Raw genomic sequence first — 21,608 nt, 5'->3', positions numbered from 1 at the left:
ATGGAATGGGAATGGGAAAAAGGCTTATCCTCGTATTTGGGACGTCCAATAGAGGTGTGGATTGAAGATCATTCGGGAGAAGAGCAAACGAAACCAAAGCCGTATCCATCCTTGTTTGAAGCGAGGGTATCAGACGACCGAAATTTCGTGCAGTTTTATTTGAAGCCTTCGCAGTTCTTAGCCGTCCCTGTATTTGATGAAAACGCAACAAAGCTGGAACAAAGCGGCGACGGAAGACATCATTTTGTTTCTCATGATCTCAAAGGCAAGCTAACCTATTGGATATTTTTTGAGGACGCTTCAGTAGAGTAACTCATTGGACTAGCTCAAGATCATATGGTCAAGCGCATCATCCAGGGGGAATTATTTAATTTCTCCTTTTTTGTCATTGCCAATTCCATTATTAGTTCATGCCACTAAAGATCGATCGTCTTCATTCTGGGCTAAATGGCAGGTTTCCGATTCAGCCATTCCCGTGTGATAAAGGTCACTGCGGCTTATGCGCTTTGGATGGTTTAATAAGCTTACAAGTCAGGTAAACAAAATTCGCATCTGCACAGAAGGGAAGGGATTAACCATGAACGGTAATAAACTTCAATTATCAGTTCAGACACTCAGTCTTATTCTAGGTTTTATGGTTTGGGTCATACTGTCTTCTTTGATCTCATTTATTAAAGAGGACATTTCATTAAGTGCCGGTCAGTTAGCCTGGGTTACAGCCACACCCATACTGTTTGGTTCCTTGTTGCGTATTCCGGTGGGTTATTGGACCAATCGGTACGGCGCTCGCAAGTTGTTCGTCATTAGTTTTCTGCTGCTGCTGGCACCGATATACTGGCTTAGCATAGCGGACTCCTTCATAGACCTGATTATGGGGGGGATGGTTCTAGGAATTGGCGGAGCGGTATTTTCCGTTGGGGTTACCTCTCTGCCGAAGTACTACCCGAAAGAGAAGCATGGGCTTGTGAACGGGATCTATGGGATAGGAAATTTGGGCACCGCGATAACCGCTTTCTCAGCGCCGGTGGTTGCAAATTATATTGGCTGGGAAAAGACAGTCCTTATGTATGGCTTGCTTCTTGGTATCTTTATAGCCATTAACTTTATCTTGGGGGATAAGAAGGAGCCTAAAATCGTCACTTCTTTGTCGGACCAGATTAAAGGGGTTTACCGAAACGAAAGATTATGGCTATTATGCTTATTTTACTTCATTACCTTCGGCTCGTTTGTCGCATTTACCGTCTATTTGCCTAACTTTCTAGTTACCCATTTCGAATTAACCAAAGTAGATGCAGGCATCCGCACAGCCGGATTCATTGTTCTGGCTACCATCATGAGACCTGTTGGCGGCTGGATGGGAGACAGATGGAACCCATTCAAAATCCTGATGATTGTTTTTGGTGGATTAACCCTGTCGGCCGTTATCTTATCATTTGCTCCGTCAATTGAAATCTATACGGTAGGATGTTTAACAATAGCACTGTGCGCGGGAACAGGGAACGGCACCATTTTCAAGCTTGTTCCGCTGTACTTCTCGAAGCAAGCGGGAATTGCGAATGGACTTATTTCGGCTATGGGAGGCTTAGGCGGGTTTTTTCCACCGCTAATCTTATCGGCGATCTTCAAATTGACCGGGCATTATGCGATCGGATTTATGGCGTTGTCCGAGGTGGCTCTGGCAAGCTTAATTCTTGTGATCTGGATGTTCTATCAGGAGAAGATGAGTTTAACCTTAAGCATTTTGGATCAAACATCCCAAGGAATAATGGTCACTGATGCTAAAGGCGTTATTCAATCTGTAAACGGCCCATTTACCGAAGTTACCGGATACATGGCTGAAGAGGCTGTTGGTAAATCGCCGAGCTTACTGAAATCGGGTAAGCAGGATGCTGCTTTTTACACGGGCATGTGGGCATCTTTGACAAATACCGGAAGCTGGCAGGGGGAAATATGGAACCGGCGCAAAAATGGAGAAGTATATCTAGAATGGCTAACCATTAATAGTATCCGTAACGATGCAGGAGAAATCAAATGCTTTGCCGCCATGTTCAGCGATATGACTAAAACAAGAAGATAGCCATAGGTGTTTGAAAACATCCCTTGCTTTATGCGCAACAGCGCATGGGGCAGGGGATGTTTTTGGAAGGGTGACTAACGTTTAGATGCGGTTATTACATTCTGCAAATATCCTTAGGGCATCCCTCGCAGTGACATATGTCGCGCAAGTATGGTAGGTCTTTTACAACAATGTGACCATTCTCAATCGCAATCGCATTTTCTCTACGCAATTCACTCAGGATCCGATTCACACTCTCCCGGGTAGCCCCGATCATATCGGCGAATTCGGTGTTTGTGTGAGTCTTTGATATCCAAATGTGGTTCTCATGTTCAACACCGTAGGTATTGGCCAGCCTGATCAGCAGTGAACAGAGTGCGCCTTGCTTGCCGAACATCATTAAATCACGGAATTTAGTCTGGGTCATACGATGAACAAGCCCCATCCATTTCATGAATTCCACTGCAAGGTCCCCGTTTTGCCACAGCAGTACTTCCAAATCTTTCTGAAGGATAACTCCAACTATACTATCTTCGATAATGACTGCGTTAAACACATGGGAAGACTTGCGAAATGGATCTATTTGTCCGAACATGTCACCTTCCTGATACATATATAAGATGAATTGTCTGCCTTCATCCGAAGATTTTGTCATTTTAATTCTCCCGCTTTTAATGAAATACAACTTGTCGGCAGGGTCGCCTTCCCAAAATAAATGCGAACCGCTAACAGCTTTGGTCTCGTACATAATTTGCTGCAATTTCATGAGGTTGTCAGCAGAAAAACATTCCGTGTTCCGGACATTGGATTCAGTTGAACTGTTCGATATATTCATTGGCATGATCGCTCCGTTCCTAAATCATTAATAGTTAATATAGTATATCCATCTTTCCTATCTATCGATGTGATTTACATCACAATCACATTTGTCGGCAGTGTGACATTCTTCACTTACACAGTCCATTATTTTGTCTAAGGTGAAACTATACGAATCAGAAAAGGAGAAGTGATGGCGATGCTTTCAGGAGTTGTTTTGGCAGGTGGAACAAATCGTCAAATGAAGGGAGAGCTGAAGGCACTCCTTCCTTTTGGCGGAAAACCAATGATTGCGAGGCAATTGGATCGTATGCGGGATTTATGTGACGAATTGATTGTTGTTACCCATGATCCTAAGCCTTTTTTAAATATAGTTAATCGATCGGTACGAATTATTACCGACTTTTATGAAGGTCATGGCCCTCTTGGAGGGCTGCACGCTGCATTGTCTCTTGCGAAGCACGCTTCTGTGTGGGTAGTTGGGTGCGATATGCCATTCATTTCCAGTAAAGCGGCGGAGTTAATGCTGGAAAGGAAGCGTGATGGTTTTGAAGCTGTAGTGCCTTTGATCGCTGGGGAGATTTATCCTTTACACGCCGTTTATGATCGGATGTGCGCCTCGCATATCGTTCCGCTTCTTCATCAGGGGGAAACGCAGATCTCTGCTTTGCTGAAGCATGTCTTTTGGAGCGAACAGGATGACCGGTTTTTGTACGAGAACGGTGTCGACTTGAATTTTGTGTCCAGTATAAAGTCGATTGAGGATTTTGAGGCAATGAGCCGGTGGGAAGCTTCGAAGCAGTAACAAGTGATTCGGTGCTTTTTTGGGTAAAAGCGGCGGCAGGATTGATAACTCAAACTGTCGCCTATCCTGGATAAGCCTCGCTAGAGGATTTCTCATCAATTATATTGTGAAAATATTCACAAATTGTTCATGAAGAACGGTTACCAACTGTGACATTAATCATAGTTTGGGATTTCGATTCGGCTTAAGCTAAAAGCATAACAACAAAGCATGGCACACATTTTTGACAATATAAAGGAGTGGATGGCGTATGGCAACGAAAGAAGCGAAAGCAACCGAAAAAATCTCGGCCGGGGAAGAAGTCAATCAACTGGTGGCTCGAGCTAAACAAGCTCAGCAGCAATTTCTGAAGCTGGATCAAGCGCAAGTCGATCACATCGTTCAACAGATGGCGCTGGCCGGCGTCGATCGGCATATGGCACTCGCAAAGCTGGCTGTGGAGGAAACGGGACGCGGCGTCTACGAAGACAAGATTACGAAAAATCTGTTCGCTACGGAATACATTTATCACAGCATTAAAAACAATAAAACGGTAGGCGTTATTGAAGAAAACTCGTACGAGAACTATCAGATGGTTGCTGAACCGGTTGGGGTTATCGCTGGGGTAACGCCTGTCACGAACCCGACATCAACGACCATGTTCAAGTCGTTAATCGCGACGAAAACCCGGAATCCTATCATTTTCGCCTTTCACCCCTCGGCTCAACAATCAAGCGCTGCGGCAGCAGCAACATTGCTTGATGCGGCTGTGAAAGCTGGTGCGCCTGAGCATTGCATGCAATGGGTTGTACATCCATCCGTAGAGGCTACGCAGCTCCTGATGAACCACCCGGATGTTGCCCTGGTGCTTGCCACGGGGGGATCATCCATGGTAAAGGCGGCTTACAGTACCGGCAAACCGGCTCTGGGGGTAGGACCAGGCAATGTGCCGTGTTTCATTGAAAAATCGGCCAATTTGCAGCAGGCTGTCAACGATTTGATCCTTTCCAAAACGTTCGACAACGGCATGATTTGCGCATCGGAGCAGGCTGTTATTATTGAAGAATCGATATTTGTGGATACCAAAAAGCTGATGACTGAGCAAGGTTGCTATTTTTTGAACAAAGAAGAAACGGAAGCTGTCTCGGGGCTGGTGATTAACACTGAAAAATGTGCGGTTAACGCGATTATCGTAGGCCAATCCGCTGTTAAAATCGCCGAAATGGCGGGCATCAACGTTCCATCGGCAACCAAAATATTAGTGGCTGAATTAGCGGGCGTAGGCGAGGCCTTCCCATTATCGGCCGAGAAGTTAAGTCCTGTACTCGCTTGCTACAAAGTGAAGAATGCAGAGCAAGGCATTGAGAGGGCCGTAGAGATCGTCAAGTTTGGCGGAATGGGACATTCATCGGTCATTCATTCGCAGAACGAAAAAGTCATCGGGGCCTTCTCCGATAAACTGCAAACAGGACGCATTATTGTGAATTCGCCTTCCACGCACGGAGCGATCGGCGATATTTACAACACGAACCTGCCTTCTCTGACACTGGGCTGCGGTTCTTATGGACATAACTCCACGACTTCTAACGTCAGTGCGGTTAATTTGATTAACTTGAAACGGGTCGCTTACCGGACCGTCAATATGCAGTGGTTTAAAATACCGCCAAAAATTTATTTTGAAAAAGGAGCAACGCAGTATCTGGAGAAAATGCCGGACATTACGCGGGTCATGATTGTTACGGATCCGATGATGGTGAAGCTCGGCTACGTAGAGCGGGTGGAGTATTATCTTCGCAAACGCCAGCTCCCGGTTTACATCGAAGTATTCTCGGATGTGGAGCCCGATCCGTCGGTAGAAACGGTTGAACGGGGCCGGGCGCAGATGGCCAGCTTTAACCCGGATTGCATTATCGCACTGGGCGGCGGGTCACCGATGGATGCTGCCAAAGCGATGTGGCTGTTCTATGAATATCCGGATACGAGCTTTGATGCACTGAAGCAGAAATTCATGGATATCCGGAAACGGGTTTACAAATATCCGCGGCTGGGGCGCAAGGCGAAGTTCGTCGCGATTCCAACGACATCGGGCACGGGCTCGGAAGTCACTTCTTTCGCTGTCATCACAGATAAGGAAAAAGGGAACACGAAGTATCCGCTTGCCGATTATGAGCTGACGCCGGATGTAGCGATCATAGATCCGGATTATGTATACAGCCTTCCGAAAACAGCGGTAGCCGATACGGGCATGGACGTCCTTACCCATGCGATAGAAGCTTACGTATCGGTCATGGCTAACGATTACTCGGACGGCTTGGCGATGAAGGCGATTGAGCTGGTGTTCCAGAACCTGGAGAAGTCCTTTGCGACTGGAGATCCGATCGCCCGCGAGAAGATGCATAACGCATCGACGATTGCCGGAATGGCATTCGCTAACGCTTTCCTTGGGATCAATCATAGCTTGGCCCATAAATGGGGCGGTGAATACCACACGGCGCATGGACGCACGAATGCGATTTTAATGCCGCATGTCATACGCTACAATGCTAAGAAACCGACGAAGTTTACTTCGTTCCCTAAATACGATCACTTTATTGCAGATCGGCGATATGCCGAGATTGCCCGTATGCTGGGGCTCCCTGCGAAGACGACGGAGGAAGGCGTGAACAGCCTGATCGAAGCGGTTCGCAAGTTGAACAAAACGCTTGGCATTCCCGAGAAGTTTCAGGACCTGGGCTTCCAGGCCGAGCAGTTCGAATCGCGTGTAGATTATTTGGCGGACCGGGCGTTCGAGGATCAATGCACAACCGCCAATCCGCGGATGCCGTTAGTCATAGAACTGGCGGACGTATACCGGAACGCTTTTTACGGGAAATTTGATTAAGTTCAAGTACATTCAGGAGGTGTCATCATGGCCATACAAGAAACTGCTGTTAAGATGGAAAGCTGGAGAGGCTTTGTCGGTGGCGAGTGGAGCAAGAGCATTGACGTTAAGGACTTTATCGATAAAAACATCACGGTCTATACAGATGATCATGCATTCCTTGCAGGACCTACGGAGGCGACGGCAGAGCTTTGGCGTATGATCAGCGTTCTCACCACTAAAGAACGGGAAAATGGCGGCGTGCTGGACGTCGATGTCGATACCGTATCCACGATTACATCGCACGCCCCCGGCTATATTGCCAAGGAGATGGAGAAGATCGTAGGACTGCAAACGGATGCCCCGCTGAAGCGTTCCGTTCAGCCCTACGGAGGAATCCGCATGGTGATCGATGCTTGCGATGCGTATGGATTCAAGCTTCCGCAAGAAATGATACAGGTGTTTACCGATATTCGCAAAACGCATAACCAGGGCGTGTTCGATGCCTACACGACGGAGATGAAGACGGCGCGTAAAGCGGCTATCATTACAGGGCTGCCGGATGCTTACGGCCGCGGGCGCATTATCGGCGACTACAGACGCGTAGCCCTCTATGGGGTCAATCGTCTGATCGAGGCGAAGCAGAAGGAGCTCCTTCAACTGGAGGTCGATTCGATAACCGAAGATATCATTCGGCTGCGCGAAGAGATTTCCGAACAGATTCGCAGCCTGGATGAGCTGAAGCAAATGGCCAAAACGTATGGCTGCGATATATCGGAGCCGGCTGTGAATGCCGCCGAAGCCGTACAATGGTTATACTTTGCCTATTTGGCGGCGACTAAGGAGCAGAATGGCGCGGCAATGAGCTTGGGACGCGTATCGAGCTTTCTCGATATCTACATGGAGCGGGATTTACGGGAGGGTACGCTTACCGAAGAAGCGGCACAGGAGCTGATCGACCATTTTGTCATGAAGCTTCGAATCGTTAAATTCCTTCGTACGCCGGACTATAACGAGCTGTTCAGCGGAGACCCTACATGGGTGACGGAGTCCATTGGGGGAATGGGGCTGGACGGCCGGGCGCGCGTAACGAAGAACTCGTTCCGCTTCCTGCACACCTTGTACAATCTGGGACCTGCTCCAGAGCCGAATCTGACTGTGCTGTGGTCGACAGCGCTGCCGGAAGGATTTAAAAAGTACTGCGCGAAGGTGTCGGCGGAGACCAGCTCGATCCAGTACGAAAACGATGACCTGATGCGCCCGTACTACGGGGATGATTACGGAATCGCCTGCTGCGTATCCGCGATGCGGATCGGCAAGCAGATGCAGTTCTTTGGTGCTCGCGCCAACTTGGCCAAAGCGCTGCTCTATGCGATCAACGGCGGGGTAGACGAGAAGCTTGGATTGCAGGTTGGACCGGAGCTTGCGCCGATTACATCCGAGGTGCTCGATTACGAAGAAGTCGCCGAGAAATTCGACATCATTATGGAATGGCTGGCGAAGCTGTATGTGAACACGTTGAACGTCATTCACTACATGCATGATAAGTACTGCTATGAACGTCTGGAGATGGCGCTTCATGACCGTGAAATTGTTCGTACGATGGCTACGGGCATTGCAGGACTTTCGGTGGTCGCCGACTCGCTAAGCGCGATCAAATATGCGAAGGTCCGTCCAATTCGCAATGACAAAGGAATCGCCATCGATTTTGAAATTGAAGGCGAATATCCGCAGTACGGCAACAATGACGATCGTGTAGACACTATCGCCGTTCAATTGACCGAAACGTTCATGAACAAGATTCGCAAGCATAAGATGTATCGCGAATCCGTGCCGACGATGTCTGTATTGACCATCACCTCGAACGTTGTGTATGGCAAGAAAACAGGCAGCACACCGGATGGCCGCAAAGCCGGCGAACCCTTCGCGCCAGGCGCCAATCCCATGCATGGACGCGACCGGAAAGGAGCGCTTGCATCGCTCGCCACCGTAGCTAAGATTCCTTACGAGCATTGCCTGGACGGTATATCCAATACGTTCTCCATCGTGCCTAAAGCTTTGGGACGCGAGGAAGAGGCTCGCATCACGAATCTGGTATCGCTGCTCGATGGCTATATGGCGAATCAAGGTCATCATCTAAATATTAATGTATTCGACCGTGCACAGCTTCTGGATGCCATGGAACATCCGGAACAGTATCCGCAGCTTACGATTCGGGTGTCGGGCTACGCCGTAAACTTTATCAAGCTGACCCGTGAACAGCAGCTTGATGTGATCCATCGTACGTTCCACGGCACGATGTAAATGAATGAGAGGGGGTGCAGACCGATGAAAGGACGCATACATTCCTTCGATACGTTTGGCACCGTTGACGGTCCGGGCATCCGCTTTGTCCTTTTCATGCAGGGCTGCGCGCTGAAGTGCCATTACTGCCATAATCCGGATTCATGGGAAATGAATGCCGGCAGGCAGATGGGTGTCGATGAGATTCTCCGGGAGGTGGAGCCGTTCCTGGAGTACTATCGCCGTTCAGGCGGGGGCATTACGGTAACGGGAGGAGAGCCAACGCTGCAGGCTCCCTTCGTGGCCCGCTTGTTTGCCGAGTGCAAACGGCGCTGGGGACTCCATACCGTGCTGGATTCGAACGGTTTCTGCGAACCTAGTCATGCGGAGGAGCTATTAAGTGCAACCGATTTGGTGCTGCTGGATCTGAAGCAGATCAATCCGGAAAAGCACATCGCGCTTACGGCGCAGCCAAATGACCGTATTAAGCGATTCGCGACTTTTTTAAATGAAAGGAAGAAGCCTGTCTGGATTCGCCACGTGCTAGTTCCCGGTTGGACGGATGACTATAAGGATTTATTTGAACTCGGGGAGTTCATCGGGGCACTTAGCAATGTGAGGAAAATGGAACTGCTGCCTTATCACAGAATGGGCGTTTATAAATGGCAGCAGATGGGGAAGGAATATCCGCTTGATCGGTGTCCGGAGCCGACAGACCGAGAGGCAGCCAGAGCTAGAATGATTATTGATCAAGGCATTGAAGCGGGGCGAAAAGCACTGGCCCAGTAAATAAAATACCACCTTAGCCGTAGAGCCGAGGTGGTATTTTTGTTCGTGCTTATAAATGTGACTAATGTCACATCTGTCTATGGCATAATGATTTATGATTCAACTAATAAGGGCTGGATGAAAGGATTGTTAAGCAATGAAAAACCGCAGCCGGAAATATGTCCGCAGAGCAGTAAAAGTTGATTACGCACAGCATGTAATCAGCCAGCATATTCGGCAAATGAACAGCGAGTATACATCGATAGATTCATGTTTGCATAGAACAATATCGGAAACTTTGTTTTCGAAGGAAAATATGCCTCATTTCCCCAGGTCGGGGTTGGACGGCTATGCCGTTTTGAGTGAAGAGGCCGAGTTTGCATCTCCACAAGATCCAGCATATCTTAGGGTGATCGATGAAGTGCCTGCCGGATCCGTTTCAAGTAAAACGGTGGTTCCCGGAACTGCGATTCGCGTCATGACGGGATCAGCGGTTCCGGATGGCGCGGATGCTGTTGTCATGTTCGAGCAAACGGAGGAGTTTCAACAGGAGGGGTATGAGTGTATCCGGATTAAGCATAAAGTCGCGTATGGGCAAAACGTTGCCAAGCCGGGTGACGAGTTAAAGACCGGACAGCTGCTTATGGGCGCAGGCACTCGAATCGGCCCAGGACAAATTGCACTGCTCGCTTCATTAGGTTATGATAATGTTCCTGTTTACCGGCGCCCTATCGTGGGTGTATTAACGACCGGAAGTGAACTAATCGCAGTGGGGGAGCCGCTTCAGCCGGGGAAAATACGTAATAGCAATGCTTACATGCTTGCAGCGCAAATAGAGCAATATGGCGGGCTTGTTGTCAACTATGGCACAGTTCCGGATCATATAGATAAAGTGGCGAGTACGATTCATGCAGCGCTGGAGAAATGCGATATGCTCATTGTCAGCGGCGGGGTATCCGTCGGCGATTATGATGTCATGGCGGAATTTTTTGCTGCAACGAACGGGAACGAAGCCGAGCTGCTCTTCAATAAAGTGGCCATGCGGCCTGGAAGTCCAACCTCGGCTGCCGTCATGAATAAGAAGCTCGTCTTCGGTCTATCCGGCAATCCCGGCGCTTGCTTTGTTGGTTTTGAGCTGTTTGTGCGCCCCGCTCTGCTTGCGATGCAAGGTAAAGAAAATCCTCTCCCATCCAGTATTCAAGCGACTATAACAAACGATTACAATAAAGGATGTCCGCACGATCGATACATTCGGGGAAAAATGACATACTCCCAGGAGCAAGTAACGGTGAGTGTGTTGGAGAAGAACAGTTCAAGTATGCTAGTATCTATTCAAGATGCCAATTGCCTCATTCAGATCCCATCGGGATCCAAAGGTGTCTCAGCCGGTCAGATCGTTAAAGTGATCACTCTTCCTTATGAAATAACCAAGTAGTGAAGCGAGGTGGACAATGGAAAATCAGAACAAACAAGATTCCAAGGTCGTGGATGCTTTTCAAAGGCCTCTTCGCGATCTTCGTATATCGATAACCGACCGCTGCAATTTCAGGTGCCGCTATTGCATGCCGGAGGAAGTGTTTGGCCCCAATTTTCGGTTTTTAGGGCAGGATAAGCTGCTTTCTCCTCAAGAGATTGAGAGGCTAACGCGTATTTTTGTTTCGCTTGGCGTTTCGAAAATACGGATTACAGGCGGGGAGCCCCTGTTAAATAAAGATATCGCCAACATTATTATGCGTATTCGCCGAATAGAAGGCGTCAAAGATTTGGCTGTTACAACGAACGGTTCGCTATTAAAGTCGAAAGCCAAGGCATTAAAAGACGCCGGGCTGGAGCGAATTACCGTGAGTTTGGATAGTTTGGACGATGACCGGTTCGGAGCCATGAACGGGAGAGGTTTTTCGGCAAAAAGAGTATTGGAAGGCATTGATGCCGCGGCGGCTGCCGGATTGTCCGTAAAGGTAAATATGGTCGTCCAGAAAGGTATCAATGAACAGGATATTGTTCCGATGGCCCGATACTTCCGCGAAAGAGGTCATAGTCTGCGATTTGTTGAGTTTATGGATGTCGGGAATAGCAATGGATGGAATTTGAAGCATGTCGTTCCGAGCCAAAGCGTTTACGAAATCATTCACAAAGAAATGCCTCTCGAGCCTGCAGGATCAAACTATTTCGGCGAGGTTGCGACACGGTATCGTTATATTGGTTCTCAGGAAGAGATCGGCTTGATTTCCTCTGTAAGCCAGGCGTTCTGCAGTTCTTGCACGAGAGCCAGGCTTTCTGCGGAAGGCCACTTGTATACGTGTTTGTTTGCTTCAGAGAAGACCGATCTGCTAGGTATGATCAGGGGCGGCGCCAGCGATGATGAGGTAAGATCGTTCATTGCTCAAATTTGGGGCAATCGTATGGACCGTTATTCCGAAACGAGACTTACACAGACAACTCCTAAGCATAAGGTTGAAATGTCCCATATCGGCGGATAGTCTGTTGTGCCGCACGATCAGAGATGATTGTTTTCATATATAGAAGAGCCCGTGGCGAATGGATGCTGCGGGCTTGTTTTTATGCACGTGTAATTTGGAGGTTCTGTGATAAAATTCACATCCTTGCCGGACGATTCTCTTTATGATTAAAGCATAAGGATTAAGAGAATTGAGACAGCATTGGAGGAGGAACTAATATGACTATCCATGGAGATAAACGTGAGAAGCTTATACTAATCGGCAACGGCATGGCGGGAATCAACACGATTGAGCAAATATTGAAGCTGGCGCCGGACAAGTACAACATTACGGTCATCGGTAAGGAGCCGCATCCCAATTATAACCGTATTCAATTGTCCTACCTATTGGAAGGCAGCAAGTCTTTCGATGAAATGATTTTGAATGATTATTCCTGGTACGGGCAGCACGGAATTACATTGTTCGCCGGGATCGAGGCAGCGCAGATCGATATCGACTCCAAGCAAGTGCAATTGAGCGATGGTTCATTCAGCGCCTATGACAAGCTGATCATTGCGACAGGATCCAAACCCGTTATGCTTCCGATTCCAGGTGTAGATAAAGAAGGGATCGTCAGCTTCCGGGACGTGCAGGACTGTGAGCGAATGACCAGAGCGGCGCGTACATGGAAGAAGGCTGCGGTCATCGGCGGAGGCTTGCTCGGGCTTGAGGCCGCGAAGGGACTGCTGAAACTGGGAATGGAGGTAACAGTCGTTCATTTATTCCCGGATTTGATGGAACGGCAGCTCGACCCAGCCGCCTCCGCCATGCTGCAAACGGAGCTTGAGGAGCAGGGAATTCGGTTCCTTCTAAAGAAGAAGACGGTGTCAATCGGCGGTGGAGCGCGTGTTGAAAGCTTGCAGTTTGAAGACGGCTCATCGCTCGAAACGGATTTCCTCGTGATGGCGGTAGGCATTGCTCCGGAGACCGCACTGGCTCGCGATTGCGGCATAGAGACAGCAAGAGGCATTATCGTAGACGACTTCATGCAGACAAGCGCGCCTGATGTATATGCGGTTGGCGAGTGCAATCAGCATCGTGGCGTCAGCTACGGGCTTGTAGCGCCGCTGTTTGAACAGGGAGCTGTGTTAGCCAAACAGCTGTGTGGTCTGCCTGTGGAGCCTTACCAAGGCTCGATCGTCTCGACCAAGCTGAAAATATCCGGCGTCGATGTTTTCTCTGCAGGGGAGTTTCAAGATGCTTCCGGGCTGGATGTTATCCGCATGCAGGACAATTGGAATAAGACGTATAAAAAGGTCCTTCTTCGCGATAATCGTATCGTCGGCTGCGTGCTGTTCGGAGATATTACGGATTCGGCCCAGCTGTTCAAATGGGTGAAGGCGCATGAACCGATGACGAGGGACATTCATGAACAGCTTGTGGGTTCGACGCATGCAGAGGGCACGGATCCGCTAGCTTTTGTTGCCGCTATGCCGTCCGATGAAATTGTTTGCGGGTGCAACGGGGTTACCAAAGGCATGATCATCCAAGCGATTGCGGATAAAGGCCTCACTACAGTAGAAGAAATCAAGAGTAGTACGGGTGCCAGCCGGTCATGCGGAGGCTGTAAACCGATGGTAGAGCAGATCCTTGCTCTGACGCTGGGTGATCAATTTGAGGCCAACCATCAAGGTGCCGAGTCGCTTTGCGGCTGTACGACCCATAGCCGGGAGGATGTGATAGCGGCCATTCGGGATAAGCGCCTGACCCATGTTCGCGAAGTGATGAACGTGCTGGAGTGGCACAACCCGGAAGGCTGCACGAAGTGCAGACCGGCGATCAACTATTACATCGGCATGGTTTGGCCGGAGGCTTTTGAAGACGAGAAGGATTCCCGGTTTGTCAACGAGAGGCTGCATGCCAATATTCAAAAGGACGGCACATACTCGGTTGTACCTCGCATGTACGGCGGCGTTACGACACCGGAGCAGCTTCGCAAAATAGCCGACGTCGCCGACAAATTCAAAGTGAAAATGGTCAAGGTAACGGGTGGACAGCGTCTCGATCTTCTGGGCGTGGAGAAGGAGGATCTTCCTCGCGTATGGGAAGAGCTCGGCATGCCATCGGGATATGCGTACGCCAAGGCCATCCGAACAGTGAAAACATGTGTCGGCTCTACATTTTGCCGATTTGGCACGCAGGACTCCATTGGTATGGGAATACTGCTGGAGAAGAAGTTCGAACGGCTCTGGATGCCAGCCAAGTTTAAAATGGCCGTTAACGGCTGCCCGCGTAACTGCGCCGAGGCGGAGATTAAGGACTTCGGCATCATCGGCAACGATGGAGGCTGGGAAATCTATGTAGGCGGCAACGGCGGGGTGAAGCTAAGAGCTGCGGATCTATTATGCAAGGTGAAAACGGATGAAGAGCTTATCGAGCTTGCGGGTGCTTTCATCCAATTTTATCGGGAAACCGGAAAGTACGGGGAGCGGACATCGGATTGGATCGAAAGACTGGGCCTGCCTGCGATTGTCCAAGAGATTGTCGAGAACAAAGAGCGCCGGAAAGAGCTCGTGGCTAGAATTGAACTGGCCCTGCAAGGGCTGCACGATCCTTGGGGTGAAGTTGTGGAGAGGGAAGAGCTGAGGCATCAATTATACGAGCACATTCATGTGAAGTGAGGGAGGCAACAGTATGGAAGCCATGAGGAGTAAAGGTAGTGCGAGCTATTACCCGGTGGGAAATCTTGCGGATTTCCCACTGCATTTGGGGAAAGTCGTTAAGCTCGGCGGTGAACCGGAGATCGCCATATTCCGTTTGTCCGAACGCACCGTATACGCACTCGAGAATAGAACGGGACATAAGAAGGGAGGCCCTCTCGCCGAGGGTCTTATAAGCGGGGACTATGTATATTGTCCGCTTCGCGACTGTAAAATAAGCTTGTTGACGGGAGAGGTTCAGCTTCCGGACACCGGACAGGTGAATACGTTCCCTGTACGTATAGAAGGAGATATCGTCCTTGTCGGTATCGAGGTGTCAGCTGAATAGCTGAACCCTTGAGATCCAGTTATGCACAGAAGGGACCCCGCTAACGCTGGAGTCCCTTCTCATATAGGAAAAACGTATTTCATTACATTCTGCATATTTCCGAAGGGCAATTTTCGCAATGGCAAATATTGCGGAGGTAGGCAATATCTTTAATGACAATATGGCCATTTTGAAATTCGACCACAGCTTCCTTACGCATATCGCTTAACATCCGATTTACGTTTTCACGGGTGGAGCCGATCATATCGGCCATTTCCGTATTGTTGATTTTATAATCGATCAGCACATGCTCGCCTTTTGGAACGCCGTAGGAGTTGCTCATCCTGATCAGTAAGGAACAAAGCGCGCCTGGTTTGCCGTACATCATTAAATCGCGAAACTTTGTTTCGGTCATTCGATGAACAAGACCCATCCATCTCATAAATTCGATAGCTAAATCTCCATGCTGCCATAATAGAACTTCAAGATCTTTGCGCAAAATAACGCCTATTTCGCAATCTGCGGTCACTTCAGCGCTAAAACTGTGGACAGAATCTTGAAAGGGATCGATTTGACCGAATAAATCTCCTGCTTGATGCAGATACAAGATAAAGCTTTTACCCGTCTCCGACATCTTCGTGATGCGTACGCCGCCCTTTACGACATAATACAATCTGTCCGCGGTGTCGCCTTCCCAGAATAAATGCTCTTCTTTCTTTGCTTGCTTGAGGTACATAATACTCTTTAATTTATCAAAATTTGTTTCTGAGAAAAATGCCATAATCCCTTTATGATGAACGGTTCCTGATTTAGTGGTTGCTTTCTTTTCTTCTATTACCGGAATATTCATGGCCATGTGGACCAACTCCTCAACATTGTTTGCTACTTTTATGATAAGAGTTTTTACTATTTTTGTTAATCGGGAGTTCCACTGATCTTTTGCAGCGATATTCCCTACGAAGGTGTGAGGAATATCACAGTTCAAACCCTTACTTTCCCGAGCCTCCGATAAGTAAAAACCCTGATGCGTAAATCAGGGTTTTCCCTGACTTACAAGAAATTAATAATCGTCTACAATGGTTAGTGAGGGAGTTTGGCATGGCTTAAAAAATTGGAAGTGGCCGGGATGGGAAGCACTAGGATGAACATTATAGAAGAATTAGAACAGATACGAAAACTAACTTCGAGCGATTTTGTCGCATTGGCTCCTTTTATAGATAAAACCGCACCTTTGAAATGGAAGTACGCTGTGGGCAACAGCAACAATCGCTATCAGCATATGGTGATCAAGTCGGGGCAAGGATTGGCTGGAGCCGCGCTGCGCCTGGGCAGATGGGTGAAGCTCGATGATGCGAATCCGAAGCTTGTTCAAGAAAGACGCGAATGCCCGGTTATGTTAGCTGAACAATTACAAGCGGCAACCGTCTTTCCGTCAATCATTAACGATAGTTCCCTAATGAGAGGGTTGCTGTTTATCGGAAAGCGAACACGAGCCAGATATGAAGAAGATGAAATACGTGCAGCCCAGGAAAGCCTCCGCATACTGATGTCATATATAGAAGAACATAACGAAGATATGACGAAATGAATTCCATTAACGGAATTCATTTTTTTTGTTATGATTAAGACACGAAATGTGCGGAATGAGCCGCGTCGAAATGGAGGATGGAATGCTGAAAATTTTGGTAGTGGACGATCATGCTGTCGTAAGATCAGGACTTATGATGCTGCTGAACGGGAAACATAATATAGAAGTCATTGGGGAAGCGGCTGATGGCGAAGCAGGCATACAGGCTGCGCAATTGCTTAAACCGGATGTTGTATTAATGGATCTGAACATGCCTCTTGGCATGGATGGCTTAATGGCTACGGAAAAATTACGTCAATTGATGCCCGATTTGGCTATTCTTATTCTCACTATGCATGATGATGATGAGTACTTATTTAGAGCCATACATGTCGGAGCTTCAGGATATATATTGAAAAGCGCCCCGCATGACGAGTTGTTGACAGCTATTCGCTCTGTCGCAGCAGGAAATGCATATCTATACCCTACAGCCACCAAGAGGCTGATGAATGAATATATGGACCGGATTAAGAATGGTGAGAATAGGGATACGTTTGAAACGCTTTCGGAACGCGAGAGGGAAATATTGGCTCTCATTGCGAAAGGTTTTTCCAACAAAGAAATTGCTGAACAGTTGATTATTAGTGTGAAAACGGTGGAATCCCATAAAAGCAATGTTATGGAAAAGTTAGAACTGAAAACAAGGCCGGAATTGGTGAAGTATGCGGCAAGGAAGGGATTGTTGAACTTTGAATAAGGATCAGGAAAGCCACTATCCGGAAGTGATTGGCGAGAATGTTAACCAATTGCTAGCTCGTCTAGACAATCATATTTCGGAGACCGCGCTTCTTCAAGACCTGAAACAATCCCTTAAGCAGCTATCCGATGTGAAGTTTGCGCTTGACGAGTCTTCCATAGTTGCAGTCACTGACGCTAAAGGGAATATTCAATACGTTAACGATAAATTTTGCGAAATTTCCAAATATCCTCGTAAAGAGCTTTTGGGGAATGACCACAGAATCATTAATTCCAGTCATCATGACAAAGCGTTTATGTCGGACTTATGGAAATCTATTTCTTCAGGCAAGGTGTGGCGCGGAGAGATCAAAAACAAGGCGAAAGATGGATCTTTCTATTGGGTAGATACAACGATTGTGCCTTTTGTCGATGCGGAAGGAAAACCATACCAATATTTGGCGATTCGTAATGAAGTGACGGAGCTGAAGCGGGTAGAGGAAGAACTGCAGATTATGATGTCGAAGGTGCTGCAAATTCAGGAAGAGGAACGTAGAAAGTTCTCTCGCGAGCTGCATGATGGTATTGGGCAGAGTTTGTTTTCCCTATTAATTCAGATGGACAGATTGATCATAGAGGAACCTGATTCGGAAATAGCGCAGCTCCGGCAAAATGTTTCCAGCATCATTGAAGAAGTACGAAGTCTTGCGTGGCAAATTCGTCCTTCCGTATTGGATGATTTAGGCGTTCTCCCTGCCATTCGTACTTATATCGAAAATTATACAGGCCACTATGGCATAAGTGTAAAACTGGAAAACAGCTTGCACAAGCGGTTAGGGGCTCTTGAAGAATCAACGATCTATAGAGTCATCCAGGAAGCTCTTACGAATATTGCGAAGTATGCAGACGTGTCAGAGGCCAATGTGGCCGTTCGCGACAAGGAATCATATATAGAGGTACGAATTGAGGATAAAGGGAATGGCTTTGCGAGAAATAGCAGTTCCAAAGGTGTCGGTCTCTTTAGTATGGAGGAAAGAGCCAAGAGCATTGGCGGCAAGATGGACATCTCTTCAGAAGTAGGGAAAGGCACAACAGTAGTTTTGACGATACCGAGATAAATATTATAACGAATAATAAAGCTTGTAACTGATCAAGCCGAGCAATCTAGCGCTTAGCAAACAATTATATGAGATTATTACGATTACACGTCAAACATTTATTACATAAATGACGAAAATTTGATTATTAATAGGAAAGTCCCGATGAGTATTAAGGCATCGGGACTTTTTGTATTTCCGAGGGTTTATTTGTAGATTACAAAAAAAATATTTTTTCACATCATTCTCTCATTTTCATTCGATATAATTGCAAATGACTTCGGAATGATAATCATTATCAAAACATAGGTAGACATGCCCGGAAGGTAAGCTTTGAAGGAGGTGGAGGGTTGAACGCTCAGACGCTAATCAAGGCCGGAAAGTATCAAAAACATGCACAAAGGAAACCACGTTCACAACGCAGCAAATACAGAGTTCTGGAAATCCTCATTGAAAGAGGAACGATAACGTCGAAGGAACTCGCGGATATTCTGACGATGAACGTACATGCAGTAAGCAAAGTGACTCAGAGTCTGACCGCCAGCGGCTTTATCGTGAGAGCAGAGGATGACGGTCAATATATGAAGATTACGAAAACCGGATTCCGGGTCTGGGAGGAAGCGAAGCGCGAGCGGCTAAAGTGGCTGGAGCGCAACCCGAATCTCGATTTTGCCCAAGAGCCTAAGCGGTCAAATGGCTCCATAGTGGGATGATGGGGCGAAAACTCACTGGACTAGCCGGACTTTTCCTTTTCATTGTTTTTTTACTCCTGAGCTGGCGTTTGTTCGATCTACACCAACTGTTTGAACGGTTACACGTGGTGCTTGTTCAGCCGGGTTGGCTAATATTCATGTTTGTCGTTTATCTTCTATCCTTTGTTCTCAAAGCGGCAGCCTGGCAAGCGTACGCAGGCCGTGAACACGCAATCGGACTTTATCTTCATGGTATCTTTTACAGCCTGTTGGTCAATCACCTGCTGCCAATCAAGGTTGGTGACCTTGTACGGGCAGGTATTTTAATGAAAAAGGCGAGCATGAGATGGGATAATGCTCTCCATACAGTCGTGATTATGCGTTTGACTGACATGTTTGTGCTTGGAGCGATTGCTGCCTTTGGCATGTTGTGGCTAGGAATGGCTGTATCTTGGCTTGCGTTTGCTGTCATGGGAGCATTGGTCATTATTGCAGCAGTGGCCTTGAAATGGTTGCCGATTCGGCGCTGGCCATTTGTAAATCGACACTGGGAGCAGCTCAAAGCAATCGTAATGTCAAAGCAAGGCCCTTATATCCTAATCCTTGTTGCAGTGAGCTGGATACTGGAAGCAGTAATTTTGTTTGGTATTGCCCGCATGGGTGACATACCGTTAAGCGCGGCTTCATCGATTTGGGTTAATAGCGTAACCATCGCAGGCCAGATCTTTCATGTTACACCGGGTGGAATAGGAACCTACGAGAGTACATTAAGCGGTTCGCTCGCAGTGCTTGGCGTTAGCTGGGAAGAAGCCTATGCCACTGCTTTGCTGACACATGCATTTAAATTCGCGGTCGCCTTTATTCTAGGTTCTTATTCTTTGATCCGAATGCCAATTGGTCTGCGCGAAGCCAAGAAGTGGATTCAAATACCGCGAAAGCCTTCTCTAAATAAGAATCATGCGCGCGAAAGGACATTGTGATGAAACAGGCTTCCCCTTTTGAGATTGTCGCTGCTAGATGCTGGAACCTTCTAAATGAGGGCAAGCCGTTTACGCCGATTTTTGCCGCATCCGTATTTTTGCTGTATCGGTCAGATCAATGGCTGGACAGTCGTTTCTGGGCTGGTGCCGGCTTAAGTCTGCTGCTCATATTACCTTTGTTCTTTTTATTCTATTATTTCGATTTCCCGCTTTTTCTCCGGAGCTATTTGTGGCTGCCGCTTGTAGCTGCACTGCTTTTATGGGAACCCCACAATCTTTCTCTACATGCGACGGCAATTGGATTGTATTTCTTCTTTACCGTGTTTTTCTGGGGAACGTTTTATTACCGAATGCGGATCGGTACGTCATGGTGGAACTTTAAGCGCTTCTGGAAGCTAGTGCTCAAGAACAGCGATTCGACTAGCGGCAATGCACAGGAACAGCTGCCTAAGCTGCTGCTGCTGTTGCTTCTGTGGAATTATTTTTACGGATTGCTGTATTTCTCTGGAGAGCGTCCTTGGCCCGCTGCCGGGTTCGCGGATGAGGTTGTTTTACTTGGCCTATTCACAGCTTGCTTATGTCTATATAGCTGGATTTTGCATGCTAACCTGTTCGATTGGAAACCCAAAGAGACGACTGGATTCACAGAAGCGCCTGATAGGACGGGAAAGGCTGTGAATGAGAAGGTCATCGTAATTGTCATTGACGGCATGCGCAAGGAGCGCTTTGAAGAAGCCGATGCCCCGTTTCTCAAGAAGCTGCGGCTGGAAGGAACCGAGTACACGCAGATGGAGACGGTTTATCCGGCAAGAACGGTCGTTTGTTTTTCTTCCATGTTTACCGGAGCTCATCCTAAAGACCATGGCATTCGTTCCAATATGGTATGGAAGCTTGGCATTCGGGTGGAAAGTATTTTCGACTCTCTGCGAAAGGTAGGAAAGAGAGGTCGCTTGCTCGGTATCGCTCATCTGATCGACTCCATGGGCGACGATGTGGAGAGCGTAACGGCTGTTATGCACAATGACAAAGCCGACCGCAATATCATTGACCGCTCCAAAAAAATAATGGCCGAGCAAAATCCGGATTTATTCGTTGTTCAGATGATCGCTGTCGATCAAACCGGTCACAGCATGGGCGTATTATACGATGAATATTTACAGAAAATTGCCGAAGCCGATAGGCTGATTGAGGAGTTTGCCTTGTGGCTGACAGACCAAGGCATGATGGAAAATACAACGTTGATCGTATGCGCCGATCACGGGCAAGCAGACGGTATTGGCGGACATGGTCATCTGGATGAAGGAGAACGGTTTGTACCATTTTTCCTGCATGGTCCAACCATACGCCAAGGCTGCAGAGTCGATGAGAGACACTCCTTAATTTCTATGGCGCCGACGCTCGCCTATTTATTAGGCGCTCCTTATCCAGGCGCTAGCCGGGGACAAGTGTTGACGGATGCGTTCAAGCGTTAATCCGGGGCTTCACCTTAACCTCAGCCTCAAGGA

At 47.9% G+C, this 21,608-nt stretch carries 18 protein-coding genes; 16 read left to right on the top strand and 2 right to left on the bottom strand.

The features are described from left to right. Together AC2TDN_RS14935 and AC2TDN_RS14930 are read left to right on the top strand one after the other, a co-directional pair. Positions 1-312 (top strand): hypothetical protein, encoded by a 312-nt coding sequence (locus AC2TDN_RS14935; RefSeq protein ID WP_482068854.1) that lies wholly within the window; start codon positions 1-3, stop codon positions 310-312. A 265-nt stretch (positions 313-577) separates the two neighbouring features. After that, on the top strand, positions 578-2,077 hold the full coding sequence (locus tag AC2TDN_RS14930) for a nitrate/nitrite transporter (protein ID WP_482068855.1): 1,500 nt from the start codon (positions 578-580) through the stop codon (positions 2,075-2,077). 94 nt (positions 2,078-2,171) lie between these two features. Here AC2TDN_RS14930 and AC2TDN_RS14925 read toward each other — a convergent pair whose 3' ends face one another. Continuing rightward, positions 2,172-2,891: a Crp/Fnr family transcriptional regulator gene (locus AC2TDN_RS14925; protein ID WP_484688552.1), complete on the bottom strand. Its 720-nt coding sequence runs from the start codon at positions 2,889-2,891 to the stop codon at positions 2,172-2,174. Between the two features lie 180 nt (positions 2,892-3,071). Here AC2TDN_RS14925 and mobA point away from each other — a divergent pair, with 180 nt between their 5' ends. The 8 genes from mobA to nirD all read left to right on the top strand — a co-directional run bounded on the left by mobA (position 3,072) and on the right by nirD (position 15,053). Continuing rightward, positions 3,072-3,677 (top strand): molybdenum cofactor guanylyltransferase, encoded by a 606-nt coding sequence (gene mobA / locus AC2TDN_RS14920; RefSeq protein WP_482068857.1) that lies wholly within the window; start codon positions 3,072-3,074, stop codon positions 3,675-3,677. A 250-nt stretch (positions 3,678-3,927) separates the two neighbouring features. Continuing rightward, positions 3,928-6,537 carry a bifunctional acetaldehyde-CoA/alcohol dehydrogenase gene (gene adhE, locus AC2TDN_RS14915; RefSeq protein WP_482068858.1) on the top strand — a complete coding sequence of 870 codons (2,610 nt, stop codon included), beginning with the start codon at positions 3,928-3,930 and terminating at the stop codon, positions 6,535-6,537. Positions 6,538-6,564: 27 nt separating this feature from the next. After that, the gene (gene pflB / locus AC2TDN_RS14910; protein ID WP_484688551.1) at positions 6,565-8,820 is read left to right on the top strand and encodes a formate C-acetyltransferase; all 2,256 of its coding nucleotides are present in this window, start codon (positions 6,565-6,567) and stop codon (positions 8,818-8,820) included. Positions 8,821-8,844: 24 nt separating this feature from the next. Beyond that, a complete protein-coding gene (pflA, locus tag AC2TDN_RS14905; protein WP_484688550.1) occupies positions 8,845-9,588 on the top strand; it encodes a pyruvate formate-lyase-activating protein in 744 nt (247 codons plus the stop codon). A gap of 136 nt (positions 9,589-9,724) precedes the next feature. Beyond that, on the top strand, positions 9,725-11,002 hold the full coding sequence (locus AC2TDN_RS14900; protein ID WP_484688549.1) for a molybdopterin molybdotransferase MoeA: 1,278 nt from the start codon (positions 9,725-9,727) through the stop codon (positions 11,000-11,002). A gap of 16 nt (positions 11,003-11,018) precedes the next feature. Next, positions 11,019-12,047, top strand: coding sequence for a GTP 3',8-cyclase MoaA (gene moaA, locus AC2TDN_RS14895; protein ID WP_484688548.1), 1,029 nt, complete (start codon positions 11,019-11,021; stop codon positions 12,045-12,047). A gap of 197 nt (positions 12,048-12,244) precedes the next feature. Further along, positions 12,245-14,686, top strand: a complete 2,442-nt coding sequence (gene nirB, locus AC2TDN_RS14890; protein WP_484688547.1) for a nitrite reductase large subunit NirB — start codon at positions 12,245-12,247, stop codon at positions 14,684-14,686. A 13-nt stretch (positions 14,687-14,699) separates the two neighbouring features. Continuing rightward, positions 14,700-15,053, top strand: coding sequence for a nitrite reductase small subunit NirD (nirD, locus tag AC2TDN_RS14885; RefSeq protein ID WP_484688546.1), 354 nt, complete (start codon positions 14,700-14,702; stop codon positions 15,051-15,053). A gap of 82 nt (positions 15,054-15,135) precedes the next feature. Here the strand turns inward: nirD and AC2TDN_RS14880 are convergent, their stop codons facing one another. Continuing rightward, positions 15,136-15,813 (bottom strand): Crp/Fnr family transcriptional regulator, encoded by a 678-nt coding sequence (locus tag AC2TDN_RS14880; protein WP_484688581.1) that lies wholly within the window; start codon positions 15,811-15,813, stop codon positions 15,136-15,138. Between the two features lie 360 nt (positions 15,814-16,173). On the opposite strand from AC2TDN_RS14880, the gene AC2TDN_RS14875 reads away from it, so the two are divergent. From AC2TDN_RS14875 to AC2TDN_RS14850, 6 genes are all read left to right on the top strand, one after another. Then, positions 16,174-16,620 carry a GAF domain-containing protein gene (locus AC2TDN_RS14875; protein WP_484688545.1) on the top strand — a complete coding sequence of 149 codons (447 nt, stop codon included), beginning with the start codon at positions 16,174-16,176 and terminating at the stop codon, positions 16,618-16,620. An 82-nt stretch (positions 16,621-16,702) separates the two neighbouring features. After that, positions 16,703-17,356: a response regulator gene (locus AC2TDN_RS14870; protein ID WP_482068889.1), complete on the top strand. Its 654-nt coding sequence runs from the start codon at positions 16,703-16,705 to the stop codon at positions 17,354-17,356. Then, positions 17,349-18,452: a PAS domain-containing sensor histidine kinase gene (locus tag AC2TDN_RS14865; protein ID WP_484688544.1), complete on the top strand. Its 1,104-nt coding sequence runs from the start codon at positions 17,349-17,351 to the stop codon at positions 18,450-18,452. Before AC2TDN_RS14870 ends, AC2TDN_RS14865 begins: the two co-directional genes overlap by 8 nt. 329 nt (positions 18,453-18,781) lie before the next feature. Beyond that, a complete protein-coding gene (locus AC2TDN_RS14860) occupies positions 18,782-19,144 on the top strand; it encodes a MarR family transcriptional regulator (protein ID WP_484688543.1) in 363 nt (120 codons plus the stop codon). After that, positions 19,141-20,103 carry a lysylphosphatidylglycerol synthase transmembrane domain-containing protein gene (locus AC2TDN_RS14855; RefSeq protein WP_484688542.1) on the top strand — a complete coding sequence of 321 codons (963 nt, stop codon included), beginning with the start codon at positions 19,141-19,143 and terminating at the stop codon, positions 20,101-20,103. Before AC2TDN_RS14860 ends, AC2TDN_RS14855 begins: the two co-directional genes overlap by 4 nt. Beyond that, positions 20,103-21,575, top strand: a complete 1,473-nt coding sequence (locus tag AC2TDN_RS14850; RefSeq protein WP_482068868.1) for an alkaline phosphatase family protein — start codon at positions 20,103-20,105, stop codon at positions 21,573-21,575. The genes AC2TDN_RS14855 and AC2TDN_RS14850 overlap by 1 nt, the downstream gene beginning before the upstream one ends. The last annotated feature ends 33 nt before the right edge of the window (positions 21,576-21,608 follow it).

It is taken from the genome of Paenibacillus sp. Y660 (genome assembly GCF_057221575.1).
This window is presented reverse-complemented; position numbering and strand designations above follow the sequence as displayed.

What these genes read in the sequence shown, in the direction of transcription:
- AC2TDN_RS14935 (WP_482068854.1), top strand. Translation starts at nt 1, where the DNA reads ATGGAATGGGAATGGGAAAAAGGCTTATCCTCGTATTTGGGACGTCCA.
- AC2TDN_RS14875 (WP_484688545.1), top strand. Translation starts at nt 16,174, where the DNA reads ATGAACATTATAGAAGAATTAGAACAGATACGAAAACTAACTTCGAGC.
- AC2TDN_RS14880 (WP_484688581.1), bottom strand. Translation starts at nt 15,813, where the DNA reads ATGGCATTTTTCTCAGAAACAAATTTTGATAAATTAAAGAGTATTATG.
- AC2TDN_RS14900 (WP_484688549.1), top strand. Translation starts at nt 9,725, where the DNA reads ATGAAAAACCGCAGCCGGAAATATGTCCGCAGAGCAGTAAAAGTTGAT.
- nirB (WP_484688547.1), top strand. Translation starts at nt 12,245, where the DNA reads ATGACTATCCATGGAGATAAACGTGAGAAGCTTATACTAATCGGCAAC.
- AC2TDN_RS14870 (WP_482068889.1), top strand. Translation starts at nt 16,703, where the DNA reads ATGCTGAAAATTTTGGTAGTGGACGATCATGCTGTCGTAAGATCAGGA.
- pflB (WP_484688551.1), top strand. Translation starts at nt 6,565, where the DNA reads ATGGCCATACAAGAAACTGCTGTTAAGATGGAAAGCTGGAGAGGCTTT.
- pflA (WP_484688550.1), top strand. Translation starts at nt 8,845, where the DNA reads ATGAAAGGACGCATACATTCCTTCGATACGTTTGGCACCGTTGACGGT.
- adhE (WP_482068858.1), top strand. Translation starts at nt 3,928, where the DNA reads ATGGCAACGAAAGAAGCGAAAGCAACCGAAAAAATCTCGGCCGGGGAA.
- moaA (WP_484688548.1), top strand. Translation starts at nt 11,019, where the DNA reads ATGGAAAATCAGAACAAACAAGATTCCAAGGTCGTGGATGCTTTTCAA.
- nirD (WP_484688546.1), top strand. Translation starts at nt 14,700, where the DNA reads ATGGAAGCCATGAGGAGTAAAGGTAGTGCGAGCTATTACCCGGTGGGA.
- AC2TDN_RS14925 (WP_484688552.1), bottom strand. Translation starts at nt 2,891, where the DNA reads ATGAATATATCGAACAGTTCAACTGAATCCAATGTCCGGAACACGGAA.
- AC2TDN_RS14850 (WP_482068868.1), top strand. Translation starts at nt 20,103, where the DNA reads ATGAAACAGGCTTCCCCTTTTGAGATTGTCGCTGCTAGATGCTGGAAC.
- mobA (WP_482068857.1), top strand. Translation starts at nt 3,072, where the DNA reads ATGCTTTCAGGAGTTGTTTTGGCAGGTGGAACAAATCGTCAAATGAAG.
- AC2TDN_RS14855 (WP_484688542.1), top strand. Translation starts at nt 19,141, where the DNA reads ATGATGGGGCGAAAACTCACTGGACTAGCCGGACTTTTCCTTTTCATT.
- AC2TDN_RS14930 (WP_482068855.1), top strand. Translation starts at nt 578, where the DNA reads ATGAACGGTAATAAACTTCAATTATCAGTTCAGACACTCAGTCTTATT.